We start from the raw sequence: 21,150 nt of genomic DNA, 5'->3' as shown, positions 1-21,150 counted from the left end.
CCTTATTTGTTAGCTTTGATTAGCTGGCGTGCCGCCTTTATGTCTGTATTGTAGATGTGTCCGGAAGTTGAGTGGTAGTGCACTCCTCCGAAGTTTAATTTTTCACCAACGATTTCCTTGTTGACTTCCTCTTTCATCTTAATGCCCAAATAGGTAATGAAAAACATGTTTGAGTAGAACGCTCCGAAAATGTCGTTGCTTCTGAAGATGCAGTGGATTGTCAGTTCATTGTCACGGACAAGGCATTGAAGGAACTGAAGGCATGGAATGTCTTCCTCTTCGGCATCTTCCACTGGGTTGATTGTAACTGCCACTGCACGGTTTGAACCTGTTGCATTCAGAATTCTCTTTTTCATGGTTTCAAACTGGTCAACATCAAAATGAGCGAAGATACGATTAGGATAGGTATATACGAATCCTTGGGTGTTGTTGATGATTGCAGGGTCATCCACAGATTGCACATAGTTGTATAAAGCATCGCTTTTGATTGGGTTTCCTTCCATATCGAATTTGCCTGCCTTGATATCATCCAACATCATGTCTGTAGTGTAGTTTTGGTATTTTGCCCTGAACTTTAGGTTGAGGGGGTCGTCGATTATATAGAAATTTCCAAGGCTTTCCAACAAGTGATGATTGGAGTCCTTATATGTTTCCTTTCCGGTCTTTAGGATTTTATCGACAAAATCCAGATAACATTGATTAATTGATAACATAATAAAACAGTCCTTTTTAAATTATATTTAACTATGTTTCGCATAATATATATTTTTAATTAATCATCGATATTTTAAATATTCAGTTATTCTTATTTTTCATGAATGTATCTTGCTTTTTAAAAATTAAGTTGAGGGCATATTCAACTATTTGTGGATATGCACTAAAAATGTAAAGTTTATATAACATATTATACATAAATATATGTACTATATTTTTGTCGTGTATAGTTTACAAATCTAAAAGGGGGTGAAAACGAGTGAAAAAAGCGACGAATTTGATAATATTATCCATATTTTGTGTTTTGATGTCTATGGCTGCGGTCTGTGCAAATGAAAATGCCACTTTTGACGATGCATTAAGTCTTGACGATACTGCAAACGATACCATTGCTGCTGATCCTGAAACTCAAACCTTTGATGATTTGTCCGAATTGATTAATGGTACTGATGATGTTATTGAATTAAAGGACGATTATAAGTATTCTTCTACGGATTCTGTTGCTAAGGGTGGAATTGTCATTGACAGACCTATAACTATTAATGGTAATGGCCACACTATTGACGCTTCAAATTCTGTTAGGATATTTATCGTAAATTCATCCAACGTTATTTTGAACAACATTAATTTCATCAATGGAAAGGCATCATCAGCTGGAGCAATTGGAGCAAATGAATTCGAAAACTTTACAATAAACAACTGTAATTTCTCAAATTGTTCTGCAGGTTCTGGAGGAGCTGTTTTAAGCAATGCAGATTATACTAAAATAACCAATTGTAACTTCAATGACAATCATGCAGACACTTCAGGCGGTGCGGTGCTTGTCAGAGGTAAGGGAAGTGTAATAGATAATTCCCGTTTCACTTCAAATGATGCCTGGACTACCAACCGAGGGCATGGTGGTGCAGTTTACTTTTCTGGGGCTGATGGATTGATAAACAATACCGTTTTTGATTCTAATAAAGGCCGTGCAAGTGGTGGAGCATTATATGTAGGGGGAGCTAGATTAAAAATCAACAACGCTTCATTTGTCAATAATTCAGGTACATATGGTGGTTCAATTTTTTCAGGAGCTTCCTATACAACAGTAGTTCATTCGACTTTTGAGGAGAATGAGGCTGAAGCTTACGGAGGTGCGATATATTTCTATTGGAACTATTATTCAACTGTTAAGAACAGTAAATTTACGTCAAATAGAGTAACAGGCCCTACAGGAGGTGCAATATACTCAGACGGTTACTATGATTTATATGAAAACGTTACCTTTGAAAATAATCAAGCGGAGTATGCAGGTGGTGCTCTTGCATTGATGGGTGTTCCAAATGCTAAAGTCAATGACTGTTACTTTGATTCCAATAAATGTAATCACCTCGGTGGAGGAGTCTATACAACCTCAGGCAGAGGATGCGAGATAAACAATTCCACATTTGTCAACTGTTATGCAGCATCAGGTGCGGGAGTGTATATGGTTTACTCAGATACTAATCCGAACAGTTATTCCAACGGACACATCAGAGATTCAAGGTTCTACAACAACACCGCCCGTTATGGAGGTGCTGGTGTCACTGCAACATCACATGCAACAATTGAAAATTCAGAATTCAAAGATAATACTGCAGGAAATTATGGTGGTGCAGTTAGCTTGACCCATGCGAGTATGATCAATTCCACTCTTGAGAACAACAGCGCCATATTTGGTGGGGCTGCATATATCCATGATTCAGATATCATTAACTCAACATTCGCTGACAATTCAGCACAAATCGGAAATGCAATCTATATTCTGAATTCATCAAGTCTTAGGGGCAATGATGTATCAGATGATGATGTATTCCTATATGACGATGACTTCCCTGGCAATGTGGTAGGTAATCAACACAATATTCGCGGATTGATGGAAACAGACCAAGGCTATTTCGCATACTGTTCAGAAAAATATAACTTAAGTCCATATAATGGGGTCTATGACGGTTCTATGGAGAAACTTAAAAATTCAATCAACCATCAGTCTATTGGAGATTATCTTAAAATCCTGATATACTATTATGTTGACAATTTCGAGGATTTGCATGATTATGACTTCTCCAATTATGTATGGGCATTCACTGACGGGGAATATTGGAATTCAGACGACCCTGTTGTACGTGAAGTAATAAGGTTATACGATTCTGGACTCAGAGTATCCACCGAAAACGGATGCAAAGTGCTGCCTAACGGCACTCTCATGTATTTCAATTTCTCATCATTGGTTACACCGTCAGGTGAGCAGAACCTGTTCCTTTTCAAGTTCTCCTATGAGGATGTCCTCAATGAAACCTTGACAAAGGAGGCATTGATAAACAAAACCGTTTATCTTGGAGATACTGTTGAATACAGGATTGTAATCAACAACAAGGGTTCATCTCCGGTTTATGGAAATTGGGTTGAGGATAAGGATTACTCTGAAGGTTTGGTTTATAAAACCTGGAGGTCTGAAGTCGGAAACTGGACTTTCAACGAAGAGACCGGCCGCTGGACTTTGGATGTTCTTGAACCTGGCCAATCAGCGTCAATTATCATAACATTCGGTGTGACCTTGGAAGGTTTGCTCTACAATAACGCTACCTCCGGTCTGGGTGTGGTCAATGTTTCAACAAGCGGTGATGGGTTCACAGCATACGTCAAAAATATGACAGTTGAAAAGAAAACATTGACTCCGCAGGTAAATGTTGGCGATTTGGCAGAATTTGAAATAGTTGTCACAAACACAGGTGATGTGGATTTGGATAACGTTTTCGTCTGTGAAAGCGAATACGATTCAGGGCTTGATTATGTTGATTTCGTTTCAGAGGTGGGAACCTGGAAGCATAGCATAAATGAAGATGGTAAGCATGTGTTTACCCTGTCCGAAGTTCTTGAAGTGGATGATTCTGCCAGTTTCAGAGTCCTATTTACAACCATTAAAGTTGGAAACTTTTCAAACACTGTTACATCAGGTTATAACAATACCACTCTTTCAAATTCTACAAATACAACTGATGTTATAGGCAATGAGACTCCAACAGCTTCTGGTAATGAAAACAATGAAACAGAAGAGGACATTGTTGAGGACACTCCTGAGGGAACCGATGAGGAAACTTCTGTGGAATCTCCTGAGGAAATAGATGATGAAACTCACGATGAAACTACTGATGGTAAGAAGGAATCTGAAATCCATGAAAGCACTGTTGTTGAGGATAATCAAAATGCAGTTTCAAAACATATTGTGGATGAGAAAGCTACTGGAAATCCAATAGCGGCTTTGTTGTTGGCCCTGATATTGATACCTATTAGAAGATTTAAAAAATAAATCTTCTACTTTTTTTTATTTTTTGATATAGATTGACCTGTTCAAACTATTAATGTTTAAACTATCTTTTAAAAATTCAGCAGATGGATTCCATTATTTTTATTGAATTACTTTAAACATCAATTTAATCGAATCTCTTTTTAATTATATTGCAGGTGATGGAAGTCGGTTTTACTATTCAATTTTTTTGATGAGTTTTGCTGGTACGCCGCCAACTATGCTTTTGGCATCAACGTCTTTGGTGACAACCGCTCCGGCTGCAACGATGGCACCTTCGCCAATTGTTACTCCCGGTAAGATTGTGGCATTTGAGCCTATCCAGACCTTGTTCTTGATATGTATCGGGCTTGGATGCAGTTCAGCTCTCTTTTCAATCTCAAAATCATGATTCAATGTTAAAAGGCAAACGTTATGACCAATCAAAACGTCATTGCCGATGTATATTCCACCCTGGTCCTGCATGGTGCAGTTGGAATTGATGAATACGTTTTCGCCGATATGTATGTTTTTTCCGCAATCTGTATGGAACGGGGGAATGAGATTCAATGTTTTGTTAACTTCCTGTCCGGTCAGCTCGGCCATTATCTCTTGAATTTCCTCTTCAGTGTGGTACTCACAGTTCAGCTTCATCTTGATTCTTGTTGCTTCCCTGAGGAATTCATCACATAACTCCTGAGCTTCTGAGGGGAAATGAATTGTTTTTCCACTATTTACATGTTCTAAAAATTCTTCTAAATCCATATTGTATTATTTATATTACTCAATTTTTAATCCTTACTAATTCCGGTGAAAATATTTATCATAATTATGCAAGAATATCCTCAACTTCTGTAAAGTTGGGAATGAATATGTCGGAAGGCTACTTGAATACAGCAGCAAGCAGCAGGAATAATCAAATAAAAAAGAGGGAGGTAAAATATCAGCTTGTATATTTTACCATCAGACTGAAGAGATCCTTTGTCCAGTCTGTTGAATTCTGTGCGGTTATGTTTTCGGGAATCTCATATACGAATGTCGGATAGCCTGCCTTTGCAATCGGGCATGAGACAAGCTGTGCTGAAGTTGAATTGTATGACTCGTTGCCTGTTCTCGGATAGTATCCGAAATCGCTTGTTGCATGGATTTTTTTGGCTATTTCCACTGAAGCATCATCCATTTCGGGAGTGGCAAGATAGTATCCCTCGCCATAGTCCTCTATATGCGAATGGCTGATTATCACGCAGTTCGCATTGGATCTTGTCACGTCGGGGTTAACATAGTCATGAACAAGCTTTTCCCCGTTCGCCCTTCCCTTGTCATAATCGTCGGCGTCTTTAGTGACATTGACCTGATAATGTATGAAATTGACTTTGGAATGTTCATTGGCATATTCCCTGGCCGCTTTGATTTCAGGGTCTATTGAAAGCTTTTCACGTGGATGGATTCCGGTAATCAATGCGATTGTCTCTTCGGAAGTTTGGCATCCGTATATTATTCTTTCAACACTTCCCAAATCGTTCTTTGCAAGTACCCTATAGGGGGTGTGCTGCTTTTGATATTCCTCAAAGGCGATTGCCCCTCCAAGGGCCAATAAAATTAGAAAAATGAGAATGATTTTTGTTCTTCTTTTCAAAGTTTCACCTTGTAATTAGATTTTCATTTAGTAATTTAAATAGTTTTTCGGTGAATTTCGCAAATCTAAAAAAGAATAAGGCCAGATTGCTCCAACCTTATCCGCCAATTTTAATTTTCTCATCGACTAATATGTTTCTCATAATTCATCGTAAAGAATGGGGAAAATTCTTTACGTTATAGTGTTTGTACTCGAAGTATTTATTATTTTTCTTTGTTTTTAGGCTAATTTCACTGCTTAAAGGCAATTTTACAAAATTAAAACCTTTGAATTTAAATATTATGCTTTTTTCACTGCAGTTTCACGGGACAAGAACAATTTTTTCCCCATAAATCCAATGATTTTTTTTGAATGAACAATTACTTTTTTCAAATTAATCTCCATAAAATTAAATAAACTATCAATTTTAGGATACTTTTAAATATATTATAAAATATAATTATTAATACTTAAATCTTTTAAGTGACAATTCAAAAATGAGTGAAAAATATGACAAACGAAGACTTTGCAAAAAAGATAAAAGACATTAGAGAAAGACAAGACATGTCAATTGAAGACCTGGCCGAGAGAAGCGGCGTAAAGCTTGAAGTATTACAGGCTATGGAAGCGGGAGAAGTTATTCCGTCCCTCACCCCATTAACAAAAATGGCAAGGGCATTAGGAGTAAGGCTCGGTACATTCCTGGACGACACTCCTGAACTCGGACCGGTAATTACAAGAGGCGGCGTAACCGAAAACTCACTTTACTTCTCAGGAAGGGAAGACGTGACCAACGCAACCAACCTTGAGTTCCACTCACTGGGCGCAGGTAAGATTGACAGAAACATAGATCCTTTCTTAATCGACATCGAGTTTGAGGAAGGCGAGAAGGAACTGTCCTCCCACGAAGGAGAAGAGTTCATCTATGTTCTCGAAGGGGAAATCGAAGTAATCTATGGAAAGGACACATTCACCATAGGGGAAGGCGACACAATATTCTATGACTCAGTTGTGCCTCACCACCTGCACGCAAGCGGCAACGACAAGGCAAGGATACTTGCTGTGCTCTACACTCCATACTAAATTAATAAGGGGCTTTGATAATATGTTTGAAATATCACAAATGACAAAGGATAATGCTGTAATTAAATTTTTCACTCGTGATTTGGGATTGTTGCGTTTGCAGAACTATTATTTGAGCCAGAATTTGTTGAATTAAAAAAATTAAGGAGTTATTATTATGAGTGAATTATTTACAGAATTGCCGATTGGAAAATTTTTCGAGGAAATGGTTGAAAAGCAGCCGGATCATGAATTTATGGTTTATCCGGACAGAAACTTAAGGTTTACATACAAGGAATTTAATGAAAGGGTTGACAATTTAGCTAAAGGAATGCTTGCTATTGGAATTGAACACGGAGACCGTGTTGGAATATGGGCAAAGAATGTTCCTGAATGGCTTACATACATGTTTGCAACAGCAAGGATAGGCGCAACTATAGTGACAGTCAACACTGCCTATCAGGCACATGAGCTTGAATATGTATTGCAGCAGTCCGAAATGAAAGCATTGGCCATGACTGACGGATTCAGGGACACCAGCTATTTTGACATCATAAACGAACTTGTCCCTGAACTCAAGAGTTGTGCAAGAGGACATCTTGTGGCTGAAAAATTCCCATTCCTGAAGTTCATTTTCCATGTCGGTCAGGAAAAGCACCGGGGAATGTATAATACCAACGAGCTGATCCTTTTAGGCATGAACTATGACGATGACGAATTCCAGAAGGTAAAGGATGCCGTTACTCAGCATGACGTAATCAATATGCAGTATACCTCCGGAACAGAAGGATTTCCGAAGGGAGTTATGCTTACCAGCCGTAACATTTTAAATGACGGCTATTACATTGGGGAAAACATGAACTACACCGAAAAGGACAGGTTGCTCCTGCAGGTGCCGCTGTTCCACTGTTTCGGAACAGTTTTAGGTGTGATGGCGGTTATCAGCCACGGCTCAACCATGGTTGTTCTTGAGGAATACGACCCATTGCTTGCGATATCCTCAATTCAGAAGGAAAAGTGCACATCAATCTATGGCGTTCCTACAATGTTTATCGGAATGATGAACCATCCTATGTTTGAAATGTTTGACATGAGCTCACTTAGAACAGGAATCATGGCAGGTTCCACATGTCCTGTTGAAACCATGAAGGATGCAATCAACAAGATGAACATGACCGAAATTACCAGCGTATATGGCCTTACCGAAGCGGGCCCTGGATTTACACAGACCAATGCTGCCGATTCATTCGAGAAGAAAATCAACACCGTTGGCCGAAAGTTCCCTCATATCGAAGTCAAAATCGTTGATCCCGAAACAGGTGAGGAACTGGGTCCGGGAGAAACCGGTGAGATAATGTGCAGGGGATTCAACGTCATGAAGGGATACTACAACATGCCTGAAAAGACCGCAGAGACAATCGAGCCTGACGGATGGCTTCACTCAGGAGACCTTGCAACAGTCGACGAGGACGGATACTACTCCATTGTGGGCCGTATCAAGGACATGATTATCCGTGGTGGAGAAAACATTTATCCACGTGAAATCGAGGAATTCCTATTCACCCATGAATGCGTACAGGACGTGCAGGTTGCAGGAATCCCTGACGAAAAGTACGGTGAAATCGTAGGCGCATTCATCATAAAAGAAGACGGGTTTGACGATGTCACCGAAGCGGATATCCGTGACTTCTGCATCGGTTCCATTGCAAGATACAAAGTGCCTAAATACGTGTTCTTCGTCGACGAGTTCCCGCTCACCACAAGCGGTAAGATTCAAAAGTACAAGTTAGGCGACTTGGGACTTAAACTTTTGGATGAGAGAAGAGCCAATGGAGAATTGTAAATTCTCCCTTTAACTATTTTTTATTATTTTTTTCAGCATATTTCTGATTTATTTAAACATATTATAACTTAATTTTAATTGTAATATTTTTTTAACATTTAATCTACAATTTTGCATTATAATAAAAACTTTATATACTTTCATATACTAAAATATAGTTCGTAGAGGAGTGGTCTATTTTTTCATTTTCATTTGATGTTTAATCTTTGGAATGATATCTTAGGCGCTCTTTTATGATTTAATCATAAATTGTGATTAAATTGGTATGATAAATCTGATTTATTATACGGGTAAGTAAAAAATTGTATTCAAATGGAGGAGATAATATCAAGATTAAAAATACGATTGTATTTATTTTGATATTATTCTTGTTCGTATCTTTAGTGGGAGTAGTTTGCGCATCGGAAGATTCAGCAACGAATAATATTACAGTAACTGATACGGGAGACTCGATATCGCAGCAGATATCGAATGAGAAATTGCAATTGACTGATGATGATAATTTGTCTGCCACATATGATGTTTCAGGTACATCATTTAGTGATATTCAAACCGCAATCAACAATGCGGCTGATGGAGACATTATATATTTGGGAGGTAAAACATTCACTGCATCAGGTTCTACCATAACTGTGAATAAACAGTTAACAATTATCGGTGGAAGCAGTGAAAATCCTGATTCTTTTTCCACTTTAAACGGAAACGGAAATGGCCATCCATTTTTCACATTAAGTGCTCCAGGGATAACATTAACAAATATTAGATTTATTAATGGTAATCATGGTAACGACCAGACATCAGGTGCAATCGATGTCCAACGTTCTGATTGTACAATATCCAATTCAGCTTTTGAGAGTTGTGTTGGAGTATATGGTGGAGCAATATACAGTTTTATCAATGCTTCTAATCTTAAAATTGATAATTGTAATTTTACAAATAATAGAGTAGAATGGTCAAATCAGGGCGGAGCCTTGTACCTGTCCTGTTCTACAGAGATTACAAATTGTAACTTTAATGGAAATAATGCACAGAGTTATGGTGCTGTTTACAGTGGAGGAACGATTAGTGTAATTAATTCTAATTTCACTGACAATAGTGCTAGCGGTGTTTGTGGAGCATTATATATTAATAGAGGAAACTCTTTAATAGATAACTGTAATTTTGATGGAAATACTGCACCGAATTATGGTAGTGTTTACAGTGGAGGAACTACTAATGTAGTTAATTCTAATTTCACTGACAATAGCGCTAGCAATGAGGATGGCGGAGCATTAGTTATCATTGGAGAAAACTCTTTAATAGACAACTGTAACTTTATAGCTAATCAGGTTACTCAAAGCTATTTAAGTGCTGGTGCTGTTTCCATACATGGTTCAAATTCAAACATTGTTAACAGTAGATTTGAAAGAAACAAAGCCGGAAGCGGCGGAGCTTTAGTTATTGAAGGTTTAGATATTACAATTGATAATTGTAATTTCTCTGAAAACACTGCAAACTCATTTGCTGGAGCAGTTTATGTAAACCATGACAGAGTAAAAGTTTCCAATTGTATAATGACTGACAACACCGCTAACAATGGTGGTGCAATAGCAGTAATATACGATGATGGTGAAATTGATAACGTAACATTCATAGGAAATACTGCTAATCAAGGAAGTGCCATTTATTCAGATGGCAGTGGCTTGCAGGTTTCAGATTCCTGTTTTGAAGGAACATCAGATTTGAGTGTTTCCAGAGATACCAATTCTTTAATCTTTACTTTGAATGGAGATTTTGGCAACTCTATAAGTGGAAATGCCGAATTAAATGATTTAAACTATTGGGATGGTGAATCCAAAGTTCCTGTTGTTATGACTGAAGGAACTAAATTTTATATAGTCAATTCAAATGTTACTGTTGAAATATATGATTCTAATAATAATTTGGTTGACAATTACACTGATTTGACTGATGGAAATGGTCAAATCACATATGATTACAGCCAAATTCCTTTTGGAGACTATACTTATAAGGCATATTACACAAATGATGCGACTGTAATGGATGAAGGATTTTTATTTAATTTTGTTTCTGGAAACAGATTCAGTGATATCCAAAATGCAATTGATGCTACACCTGCGGGCGGCACAGTATATCTCAAAAATATCACTTATAACAATGATATGCATGCTAATATGGTTATCAACAAGCCTATTTCAATTGTAGGTGCTGATGGCACCGTTCTGGATGCAGAGGGATACTCTAGAATATTTTCCATTACCAGTGGTGATGTGAATTTGACAGATATCGCTTTTGTAAATGGTTATGTTTCAGATCAAAATGGTGCTGCCATTAACATAGGAAATAACTGTAATAATGTCGTTATCACTGATTCAAACTTCACTAACAATGTTGTAAATGGATGGAGTAATGGAGGAGCAATTAGTACTGGTGGTGCAAATACCCAGATTACTAACTGTAATTTTGACAGCAACACAGCAGCTCGCGGAGGCGCAATTAATGTTGCTGGAACTAATGCCAAAATTGAAAATTGTAACTTCACACAGAACCATGCTCGAAATGAAGATGGTGGAGCCATTTATGCCACTGGAGCAGGATTAACTGTAAACGAATGTATGTTTGAAGATAATGCTGCTCATCGTAACGGTAACGATATTTTCAGCAATGGTGCTAATGGACTTGTTGAAGAATCTAGCTTTGGCGGAGCATCTGATTTAATCGTTGTTGGAGGAAATAATCAATTAACAATAACTTTGTCTGCAGATTTGGGAAATGCCATTGCGGGCAGCATTGAAAAAGAGAATTTATATTACTGGGATGGTAAAACCAAAACTCCAATCAATTTATCTGAAGGCAGTATAGTTCCTTTGGCAAATAAGAATGTCACTGTCGAAATCTATGATTCCAACGGTAACTTGATTAATAACACTACTGCACCGACAGACGGAAACGGTCAAATCATCTATGATTATTCATACCTTCCGTTTGGCGACTATAATTATGCCGTTTATTCTCAGGACAATCCGTCCATAATGAAAAATGGTAAGTTATACAATATAGTTTCTGGCAACTTTTCAGGCATTCAGGCTGCAATCAATGCGGCAAGTCCTGGAGATACACTTTATTTAATGGATGATGTCTATTACAATGACATATCCGGAACTATGGTGATTGATAAGCCATTGACAATAATAGGTGTAGATGGTACTGTATTGGATGCAGAAGGTGAATCTAGAATATTCACCATTAATGCTAATGTTCCTAATGTCGTTTTGGAAAATATTGAATTTGTAAATGGTTTTATTGATACAGCTGGTGGCGCTAACGGTCATGGTGGTGCCATTTATATTAACGGTAACTGCAGTAATGGTGTTATCAGAAACTGTTCATTCTCCAATAACACCGCTTCAGTAGGTGGTGGAGCTATTAGAAACCAAGGAGGATGGGGCTGGAAAATTTACAATTCCACATTCATCAATAACACTGTTACAGGCGGTACTTCCAAAGAAATCAATTTCGGTGGAGGAGCTATCTGGTCCTGTAATGCAGTTATGGATATATATAACAGTACCTTTAAGGATAACAATGCTACATACGGTGGAGCATTAAGAGGTCCATTCAACATATATGAGTCTGAATTTGACAACAACCTTGCTCGTGACGGTAACGGTGGAGCTATAGACGTAGCTACCGATAGAGGTCTGGCATATGGTCTTGTGCTTGAATTCAGAAATTCCACTTTCACCAATAACGACGCTAGAGGTGACCGTTATATAGATGACGGAAGAGCTGAAGGTGGAGCAATCCACATTTTCGAAATTCAGGAAGTGGACATGTATGACTGTGTATGTATCAACAACACTGCTGACAGAGGAGGAGCAGTTGACTTTTATAAGATGAACGTTACATATGTGGACAACTGTACATTTGTCAACAACAACGCTTCTTCTGAAGGTGGAGGACTTGCGATCTTCTGTAGTGACAGTACATTCAAGGATTCAGTAATCTCCAACAACAATGCAGGAACCGACGGTGGAGCTATTTGGGTTATTGGTGACAATTCCAAATTCATCAACGTAACCTCAAACAACAACACCGCTTCAAGAGGAGGTTCCTCCTACATTGAAGGTTCAAACACATTGGTTGCCAATTCCACTTTCAACAATAACAGTGCTATTTATAACGGCACTGAAGAAAGCGGAAGAGGTGGAGCTATTGATGTATTGGGTGACAATTGTAAGTTTGTAAATGTCACTTCAAACAACAACAACGCTTCCCTTGGAGGATCATCCTTCATCAGAGGTGAAAACACTGTAGTAACAAACTGTACCCTGGACAACAATAACGCTACCCTGAGAGGTGGTGGTATTAATATTATGGGTAACAACTGTAATGTAACCAATGTGGATGTGTCAAACAACCGTGCTGGAACTGATGGTGGGGCTGTATACGTTAGAGGTAATGATGCAACATTCGTTGATGTATATTCATTCAACAACACTGCTAACAGAGGAGGTTCCACATTTGTTGAAGGTGACAATGCAGATGTGCATAACTGTACTTTGGTTGGAAACAATGCTTACAATTCTTCTTCTACCGGATTAAGCGGTAGGGGTGGTGGATTGGACCTTGCCGGTGAAAACTGTAAGGTTTATGACTTGGAAGTGTCCAACAACCACGCTGACGGAGAAGGTGGAGCAGTCTACATCAGAAGTAGTAATCTTGACATCTACGACATCAATTCAGTCAACAATACAGCTCAATTAGGTGGATCAACCTTCGTTCTAGGAAACAACATCACAATCCACAATTGTACACTTAAAAACAACACTGCGGACTTGCGTGGTGGAGGTATCAACGTTTTCGGTAACGATTGTAAGGTATATGATGTTGACGTATCCAACAACAAGGCAGGCACCGACGGTGGTGCAGTCTACGTATTGGGTAACGGTGCAACCTTTGAGGATGTTTACTCAGTAAACAACACCGCTTCTCGCGGAGGTTCAACATTTATTAAAGGTGATAACGCACTGGTTCACAACTGTACCCTGGACGGAAACAAAGCTCTGTCCAATGGAACTGAGGGTTCCGGAAGAGGTGGTGCACTGGACATCGCTGGTGAAAACTGTCAGGTCTATGACCTGGATGTTTCAGAAAACCATGCAGATGGTGAAGGTGGAGCTATGTACATTAAATCCAACGATTTAAACATTCATGATATTCACTCTGTCGACAACTCTGCAAATCTTGGTGGATCAACCTTTATTGAAGGTAACAACACTGTTGTTCACAATTGTACTTTTGATGGAAACAATGCTACCCTCCGTGGTGGAGGTCTAAACATTTTAGGTGACAATTGTACTGTATATGATGTTGATGTATCAGATAACAATGCAGGTTCCGAAGGTGGTGCAGTATACGTTAGAGGTAATGACGCAACATTTAGAAATGTAACATCCATTAACAACACCGCTTCCAGAGGAGGTTCTACCTTTATTATAGGGGACAATGCTGAAGTTCACAATTGTACCTTAGATAACAATAAAGCTATTTTTAACGGAACCGAAGGTTCCGGTAGAGGTGGTGGAATTGACATCGCTGGTGACAACTGTAAAGTCTATGACCTTGAAGTGTCTAACAACCATGCGGACAGAGAAGGTGGAGCAATTTACATCAAATCAAGTGATTTAAACATTTACGAAATTGACTCAGTCAACAACACCGCTAGCCGTGGAGGTTCAGTATTCATTGAAGGAGATAACATTACTGTTTCAAATTCAACATTCAGTAATAACAAAGCTATTTTCAATGAAAGCGACCCTGACAATTCAGGTATCGGTGGTGCAATAGATGTATTCGGTAATGACTGTAAATTCATCAACGTTACTTCCGTAAACAACACAGCATATCGTGGAGGATCAACATTTGTACGTGGTGACAATACCGTTATCAAAGATTGTATCCTGGACAACAACACCGCTACCTTACGTGGTGGTGGTTTAAATATTGCAGGAGACAACTGTACAATAGAAAACGTTGACGTGTCCAACAATAAAGCGGGCCTTATGGGTGGTGCCATTTACGTTAATTCTGATGGTACTACTTTGACTAATGTTACTGCTGATAACAACACTGCTGAATGTGGTGGTGCTGCATTCATTAATGGTACCAACATTATCGTTAGAGGCGGTGAATTAAACAACAATAGGGCTAGTTTCAACGAAAGCAATCCTGATGCTTCCGGTTTAGGTGGTGGATTTGACATTGTAGGTGACAATATCCTTGTTGATGGTGTTAACAGTAACAATAACTCTGCTTATCGTGGAGGTTCAACATTCATCCGTGGTGATAATGTAACCGTTCAAAACTGTAACCTGGACAATAACTCCGCTACTTTACGTGGTGGGGGTATTAATATTGCAGGTGACGGTTGTGCTGTTGAAAATGTAAGTGTATCCAACAATAGGGCAGGCCTTATGGGTGGTGCCATTTACGTTAATTCTAATGGTACTACTTTGACTAATGTCACTGCTGATAACAACACTGCTCAGCGTGGTGGTGCTGCATTCATTAACGGTACTGGTGTACGTGTTTTAGACAGTGAGTTCAACAACAATAAAGCTACCTTCAATGAAACTTATCCTGAGACTTCCGGTCTTGGTGGAGGTATGGATATTGTTGGTAATGACTGTTACATCAATAACACTCATTCAAACAACAACTCCGCTTACCGTGGAGGTTCCACATTTATCAGAGGAAATAATGTTACAGTTACAAATTGTAACCTGGACAATAACACAGCCGATTTGAGAGGTGGCGGTTTGAACGTTGGAGGTGACAATTGTACTTTTGAAAATCTTACCATCTCCAACTGTAACGCTACTGAACAAGGTGGGGCAGTTTATGTTATAGGAAACAATAATGTATTTGATAATGTAACTTCTGTAAATAACACAGCTAGATTTGGTGGTTCCTCTTGTATTGAAGGTGATGACAATACAGTTAGAAATTGTGTCATGGACAATAACACAGCTGAGGTAAATGGTGGAGGATTAGCCGTTTACGGAAACAATTGTGATTTTATTAACGTAAGCCTTTCAAATAACCAGGCTAAATCCGAAGGTGGTGCTGTATACGTCTTAGGAAACTCTACCTTTTTTGATAATATCACATCAAAAAACAACACCGCTAAAAGTTACGGTGGTTCAACACAAGTTCACGGAAACAATGTTACTGTTAAAAATTCCATTTTTACAGACAACAATGTAACTGCAGGTGCAGGTGGTGCAATTTCAGTCGATGGTGATGAATGTAGTTTCATAAATAACACTATCTCATCTAATGAAGCATCAGGTTTCGGTGGTGGAATTTATGCTGCTGGAAATAACTGTACATTTTCAGACAACAATATATCAGATAACACTGCTAACTTCGGTGGTGGAATCGGTGTATTCGGAGAAAATTCAAATTTCACCAACAACAATATCACATTCAATGAAGCCCATACAAGTGGTGGAGCAGCTTATGTAGAAGGTTGGGGTGAAGAGATTACATATTTCACAAACAACAATATTTCATCCAACCATGCTGAATCAAGCGGTGGTGGAATAGCTAGTCTCGATGTAACCGTGAAATTAGACCAAATCTATGGATATAACAATACCGCTCCAAAAGGTGGTTTTGCAGAAGTTGTAAATGGTTATGAGGTAACAGTTGAAAACTCAACATTCATCAGCAATCATGCATTAGGTGATATCGCCGATGGTGACGGTATAGGAGGAGGTCTCCTAATTACCGGTTCAAATTATGTTGACGTTCAGGCAGATTTCTACAATAACACTGCAACTAACGGTTCAGCGATTTATGTGGGCGATACTAACGGTTTAAGCGTGCATGATTCAAAATTCTATGATAACCAAGCTCATTCCTATTATCTTCTTGCAGCTCCGGAAAATGGTACTGTATATGAAGTGGGAGATGACAAAATTGTTAAATTCAGCCATATAGGCGGAGACAATATTGCAAATGCAATACATAACCTAGATGGTGAAAGTGAAATAACAATAAGAAACATCACATTCCCATTCTATCATAACGGAGTAGTTGAAGACAGGACAACACCTAATGAAGATTTAACACCAGTTTTAGGATATTCAAACTTCAACGGAACCAACATATATATTGATGATCTGGAAGACAATCAGGTTGTATACTATGAAGTATATGATAATGAAACCGGCAAACTAATTAGAAACGGCTCTGCGAGAACTGACATTGATGGAAGTATCTCAATCGACCTTTCTGATTTGGGCGTTGGAGTATATCTCGTCAAAGCATGGTATAATGAAACAACCTATTACACAGAAATCAGCAATGAAACAATTATAGTTGTCGTTGACAGTTATAATCCTAATATGACTGTTGGAAAAGATGCATTGAATGGTACTACAATTTATGTAAATGACATTGTTGCATTCAATATCACTGTAATCAACACAGGAAATGAGATCTTAGGAAATGTAACCGTAAATGAGTTTTATAATCCTAATGAGTTGGAATACTTTGACCACACTAATAAGACATTGTGGAACAAGTCCGGTGATGTTTTCACTTATCTAAATGATTTGGGCATTGGTGAAAATGCAACATTTACGATTTGGTTTAAAACATTAACCAACGGTACTTTAGTAAACAATGTGACAGCCAAGTCCAATATTACTAATGAAACTAATTCCAGTGCGAATATTACTGTTTACAGTCCTAATATGACTGTTGAGAAAGTAAGTTTAAACATTACAGATTTCGTTATTGTTAATGATACTGTTGCGTTTAATATTACGGTAACGAGCACTGGTGATTGTGTATTGGGTAATGTGAATGTGACTGAAGTGTTCAATGATTCTGAGTTTAAATATCTTGGATTTGTTGGTGCTGATTGGTCTGTATCACAGGACAATAAGACTTTCTTCTATGGTAATGATCTTGGTGTTGGAGCTAACGCTACATTCACTGTTTACTTCAAAGCTTTAGTTAACGGTACTTTAGTGAATAATGTTACTGCTAGGTCTAACGTTACTAATGATACCAATGACACAGCAAATGTTACCGTTTACAGTCCTAACATGACTGTTGAGAAAGTAAGTTTAAACATTACAGATTTCGTTGTTGTTAATGATACTGTTGCGTTTAATATTACGGTAACGAACACTGGTGATTGTGTATTAGGTAATGTGAATGTTACTGAAGTCTTTGATGCTAATGAGTTTGAGTATCTAAGATTTGTTGGCGCTTATTGGTCCATTTCCCATGATAATAAGACTTTCTTCTATGGAAATGATCTTGGTATAGGGGCAAACGCTACATTCACTATTTTCTTCAAAGCATTAACTAACGGAACTTTGGTTAATAATGTTACTGCTAGGTCTAACGTTACTAATGATACCAATGATACAGCAAATGTTACTGTTTACAGTCCTAATATGACTGTTTTGAAAGTTTCATTGAATAGTACTGATATCTTGTATGTCGGTGATGTAGTTGCTTTCAATATTACAGTAGTTAACAATGGTGATTGTGTTCTCGGAAATGTGATAGTAACTGAATCTTATTTAGATGGAGTTGAGTTTGAGTATTTAAACCATACTGATGAAACTAAATGGATTAAAAATGGTTATATTTTCATTTACCAAGATAATCTTGGCATAGGTGAGAATGCTACATTCACTATTTACTTCAAAGCGTTAACTAATGGTACTTTGGTTAATAATGTTACTGCTAGGTCTAATGTTACTAATGAGACTAACAGTAGTGCTAATGTGACTGTCTATAATAAAATAACAATTAACGTTACTAAAGTTTGGAATGATAGTGATAATCATGATGGTTTCAGACCTCAAAATGTGACCTTTGTGTTATATGCTGACGGTAAAGAATATGCCAGAATTGATTTAAACGGTACCGGTAATATTTGGACTGGTAATTTCACTGATTTACCAACAATGAATAGTAATGGTACTGTGATTGTTTATACTGTTGATGAGTTACCTGTTGCTAATTACACTAAGACTGTTGTTAACAGTACTTTGGCTAATTATACTATCATGAACACTTATGTGGTTAATTTCACTAGTGTTAATGTTACTAAAGTTTGGAATGATAGTGATGATCATGATGGTTTCAGACCTGAAAATGTGACCTTTGTGTTATATGCTGATGGTGTTGAGAACGCTACTATTGTTTTAAATGAAGGTAATAATTGGATGGGTAGTTTCAGTAATTTATCCATGTATAAAGATGGTAAAGCGATTGTTTATACTGTTGATGAATTGCCTGTTGCTAATTACACTAAGTCAGTTGTTAACAGTACTTTGGCTAATTATACTATCATGAACACTTATGTGGTTAATTTCACTAGTGTTAATGTTACTAAAGTTTGGAATGATAGTGATGATCATGATGGTTTCAGACCTGAAAATGTGACCTTTGTGTTATATGCTGATGGTGTTGAGAACGCTACTATTGTTTTAAATGAAGGTAATAATTGGATGGGTAGTTTCAGTAATTTATCCATGTATAAAGATGGTAAAGCGATTGTTTATACTGTTGATGAATTGCCTGTTGCTAATTACACTAAGTCAGTTGTTAACAGTACTTTGGCTAATTATACTATCATGAACACTTATGTGGTTAATTTCACTAGTGTTAATGTTACTAAAGTTTGGAATGATAGTGATGATCATGATGGTTTCAGACCTAAGAATGTGACCTTTGTGTTATATGCTGATGGTGTTGAGAACGCTACTATTGTTTTGAATGAAGGTAATAATTGGATGGGTAGTTTCAGTAATTTATCCATGTATAAAGATGGTAAAGCGATTGTTTATACTGTTGATGAGAGGCCTGTTGCTAATTACACTAAGTCTGTAGTTAACAGTACTTTGGCTAATTATACTATCATGAACACTCATATTCCATATAATCCTAATATGACTGTTCAAAAAGTTACTTTGGATAATGTAGTATTCGTAAACAACACTGTAAGGTTCATGATTGTTGTTACTAACACTGGTGACCGTGATTTACATAACGTGACCGTTACTGAGATCTTTGATTCCAAAGAATTGGAATACAATGGTATGGTTGATGATACTGGTAAATGGAGACAAACTGGTGATTATGTATTCGTTTATGATGGTGCTTTGGCAATAGGTAACAGTACTAATTTCACTGTTGTATTTACTGCATTGGTGAACGGTACTTTAACCAACACTGTTAATGTTACCTCTAACGAGACCGATAACAAAACAGGAAATAACACTACTGATGTTTACAAACCTAATATGACTGTTCAAAAAGTTACTTTGGACAATGTCGTATTCGTGAACAATACAGTAAGGTTTATGATTGTTGTTACTAACACTGGTGACTGTGATTTGCATAACGTAACCGTTACTGAGATCTTTAATTCCAAAGAATTGGAGTTCAAGGATATTGTTGATGTTACTGGTAAATGGACACAATCTGGTGATTATGTATTCGTTTATGATGGTGCTTTGGCAAAAGGTAACAGTACTAACTTCACTGTTGTATTTACTGCTTTAGTGAACGGTACTTTACAAAACCAAGTCAACGTTTCATCAAACGAAACAGACAATAAAACAGGAAACAATACTACTACTGTTTACAAACCTAATATGACTGTTCAAAAAGTTACTTTGGACAATGTCGTATTCGTGAACAACACTGTAAGGTTTATGATTGTTGTTACTAACACTGGTGATTGTGATTTACATAACGTAACCGTTTCCGAGATCTTTGATTCCAAAGAGTTAGAGTTCAGGGATATTGTTGATGGTTCTGGTAAATGGACACAATCTGGTGATTATGTATTCGTTTATGATGGTGCTTTGGCAAAAGGTAACAGTACTAACTTCACTGTTGTATTTACTGCATTGGTGAATGGTACTTTAACCAACACTGTTAACGTTACTTCAAACGAAACAGACAATAAAACAGGAAACAATACTACTGATGTTTACAAACCTAATATGACTGTTCAAAAAGTTACTTTGGACAATGTCGTATTCGTAAACAACACTGTAAGTTTCATGATTGTTGTTACAAATACCGGTGATTGTGATTTACATAACGTAACCGTTTCCGAGATTTTTAATTCCAAAGAATTGGAGTTCAGGGATATGGTTGATGTTACTGGTAAATGGACACGAACTGGTGATTATGTATTCGTTTATGATGGTGCTTTGGCAAAAGGTAACAGTACTAACTTCACTGTTGTATTTACTGCATTGGTGAATGGTACTTTAACCAACACTGTTAACGTTACTTCAAACGAAACAGACAATAAAACAGGAAACAATACTACTGATGTTTACAAACCTAATATGACTGTTCAAAAAGTTACTTTGGACAATGTTGTATTCGTGAACAATACCGTTAGTTTCATGATTGTTGTTACTAACACTGGTGATTGTGATTTACATAATGTGACCGTTACTGAGTTCTTTAATTCTAAAGAGTTAGAGTTTAAGGATATTGTTGATGTTACTGGTAAATGGACACGAACTGGTGATTATGTATTCGTTTATGATGGTG

At 37.5% G+C, this 21,150-nt stretch carries 7 protein-coding genes; 4 read left to right on the top strand and 3 right to left on the bottom strand.

The window, feature by feature from the left end; all coding sequences use genetic code 11:
* Nucleotides 1-2 precede the first annotated feature (2 nt).
* Nucleotides 3-713 carry a thymidylate synthase gene (locus tag E7Z79_RS00585; protein ID WP_303738038.1) on the bottom strand — a complete coding sequence of 237 codons (711 nt, stop codon included), beginning with the start codon at nt 711-713 and terminating at the stop codon, nt 3-5.
* A 260-nt stretch (nt 714-973) separates the two neighbouring features.
* Between E7Z79_RS00585 and E7Z79_RS00580 the strand changes: the two genes are divergently transcribed.
* Nucleotides 974-4,042 carry a hypothetical protein gene (locus E7Z79_RS00580; RefSeq protein WP_303738037.1) on the top strand — a complete coding sequence of 1,023 codons (3,069 nt, stop codon included), beginning with the start codon at nt 974-976 and terminating at the stop codon, nt 4,040-4,042.
* 174 nt (nt 4,043-4,216) lie between these two features.
* Here the strand turns inward: E7Z79_RS00580 and E7Z79_RS00575 are convergent, their stop codons facing one another.
* Complete coding sequence (locus E7Z79_RS00575) at nt 4,217-4,783, bottom strand: sugar O-acetyltransferase (protein WP_303738036.1); 567 nt, start codon at nt 4,781-4,783, stop codon at nt 4,217-4,219.
* 178 nt (nt 4,784-4,961) lie between these two features.
* Complete coding sequence (locus E7Z79_RS00570) at nt 4,962-5,654, bottom strand: hypothetical protein (protein ID WP_303738035.1); 693 nt, start codon at nt 5,652-5,654, stop codon at nt 4,962-4,964.
* Nucleotides 5,655-6,143: 489 nt separating this feature from the next.
* On the opposite strand from E7Z79_RS00570, the gene E7Z79_RS00565 reads away from it, so the two are divergent.
* From E7Z79_RS00565 to E7Z79_RS00555, 3 genes are all read left to right on the top strand, one after another.
* Nucleotides 6,144-6,716, top strand: a complete 573-nt coding sequence (locus E7Z79_RS00565; protein ID WP_303738034.1) for an XRE family transcriptional regulator — start codon at nt 6,144-6,146, stop codon at nt 6,714-6,716.
* 157 nt (nt 6,717-6,873) lie between these two features.
* Nucleotides 6,874-8,538, top strand: a complete 1,665-nt coding sequence (locus E7Z79_RS00560) for an AMP-binding protein (RefSeq protein ID WP_303738033.1) — start codon at nt 6,874-6,876, stop codon at nt 8,536-8,538.
* Between the two features lie 302 nt (nt 8,539-8,840).
* A partial coding sequence (locus E7Z79_RS00555; protein ID WP_303738032.1) for a Cna B-type domain-containing protein occupies nt 8,841-21,150 on the top strand: 12,310 nt, incomplete at its 3' end.

This window comes from Methanobrevibacter thaueri, assembly GCF_015062905.1.
GTDB classification, from domain to species: domain Archaea; phylum Methanobacteriota; class Methanobacteria; order Methanobacteriales; family Methanobacteriaceae; genus Methanocatella; species Methanocatella thaueri_A.
Note: the sequence above shows the minus strand (reverse complement) of the source record. Positions and strands in the feature narration are given on the sequence as shown.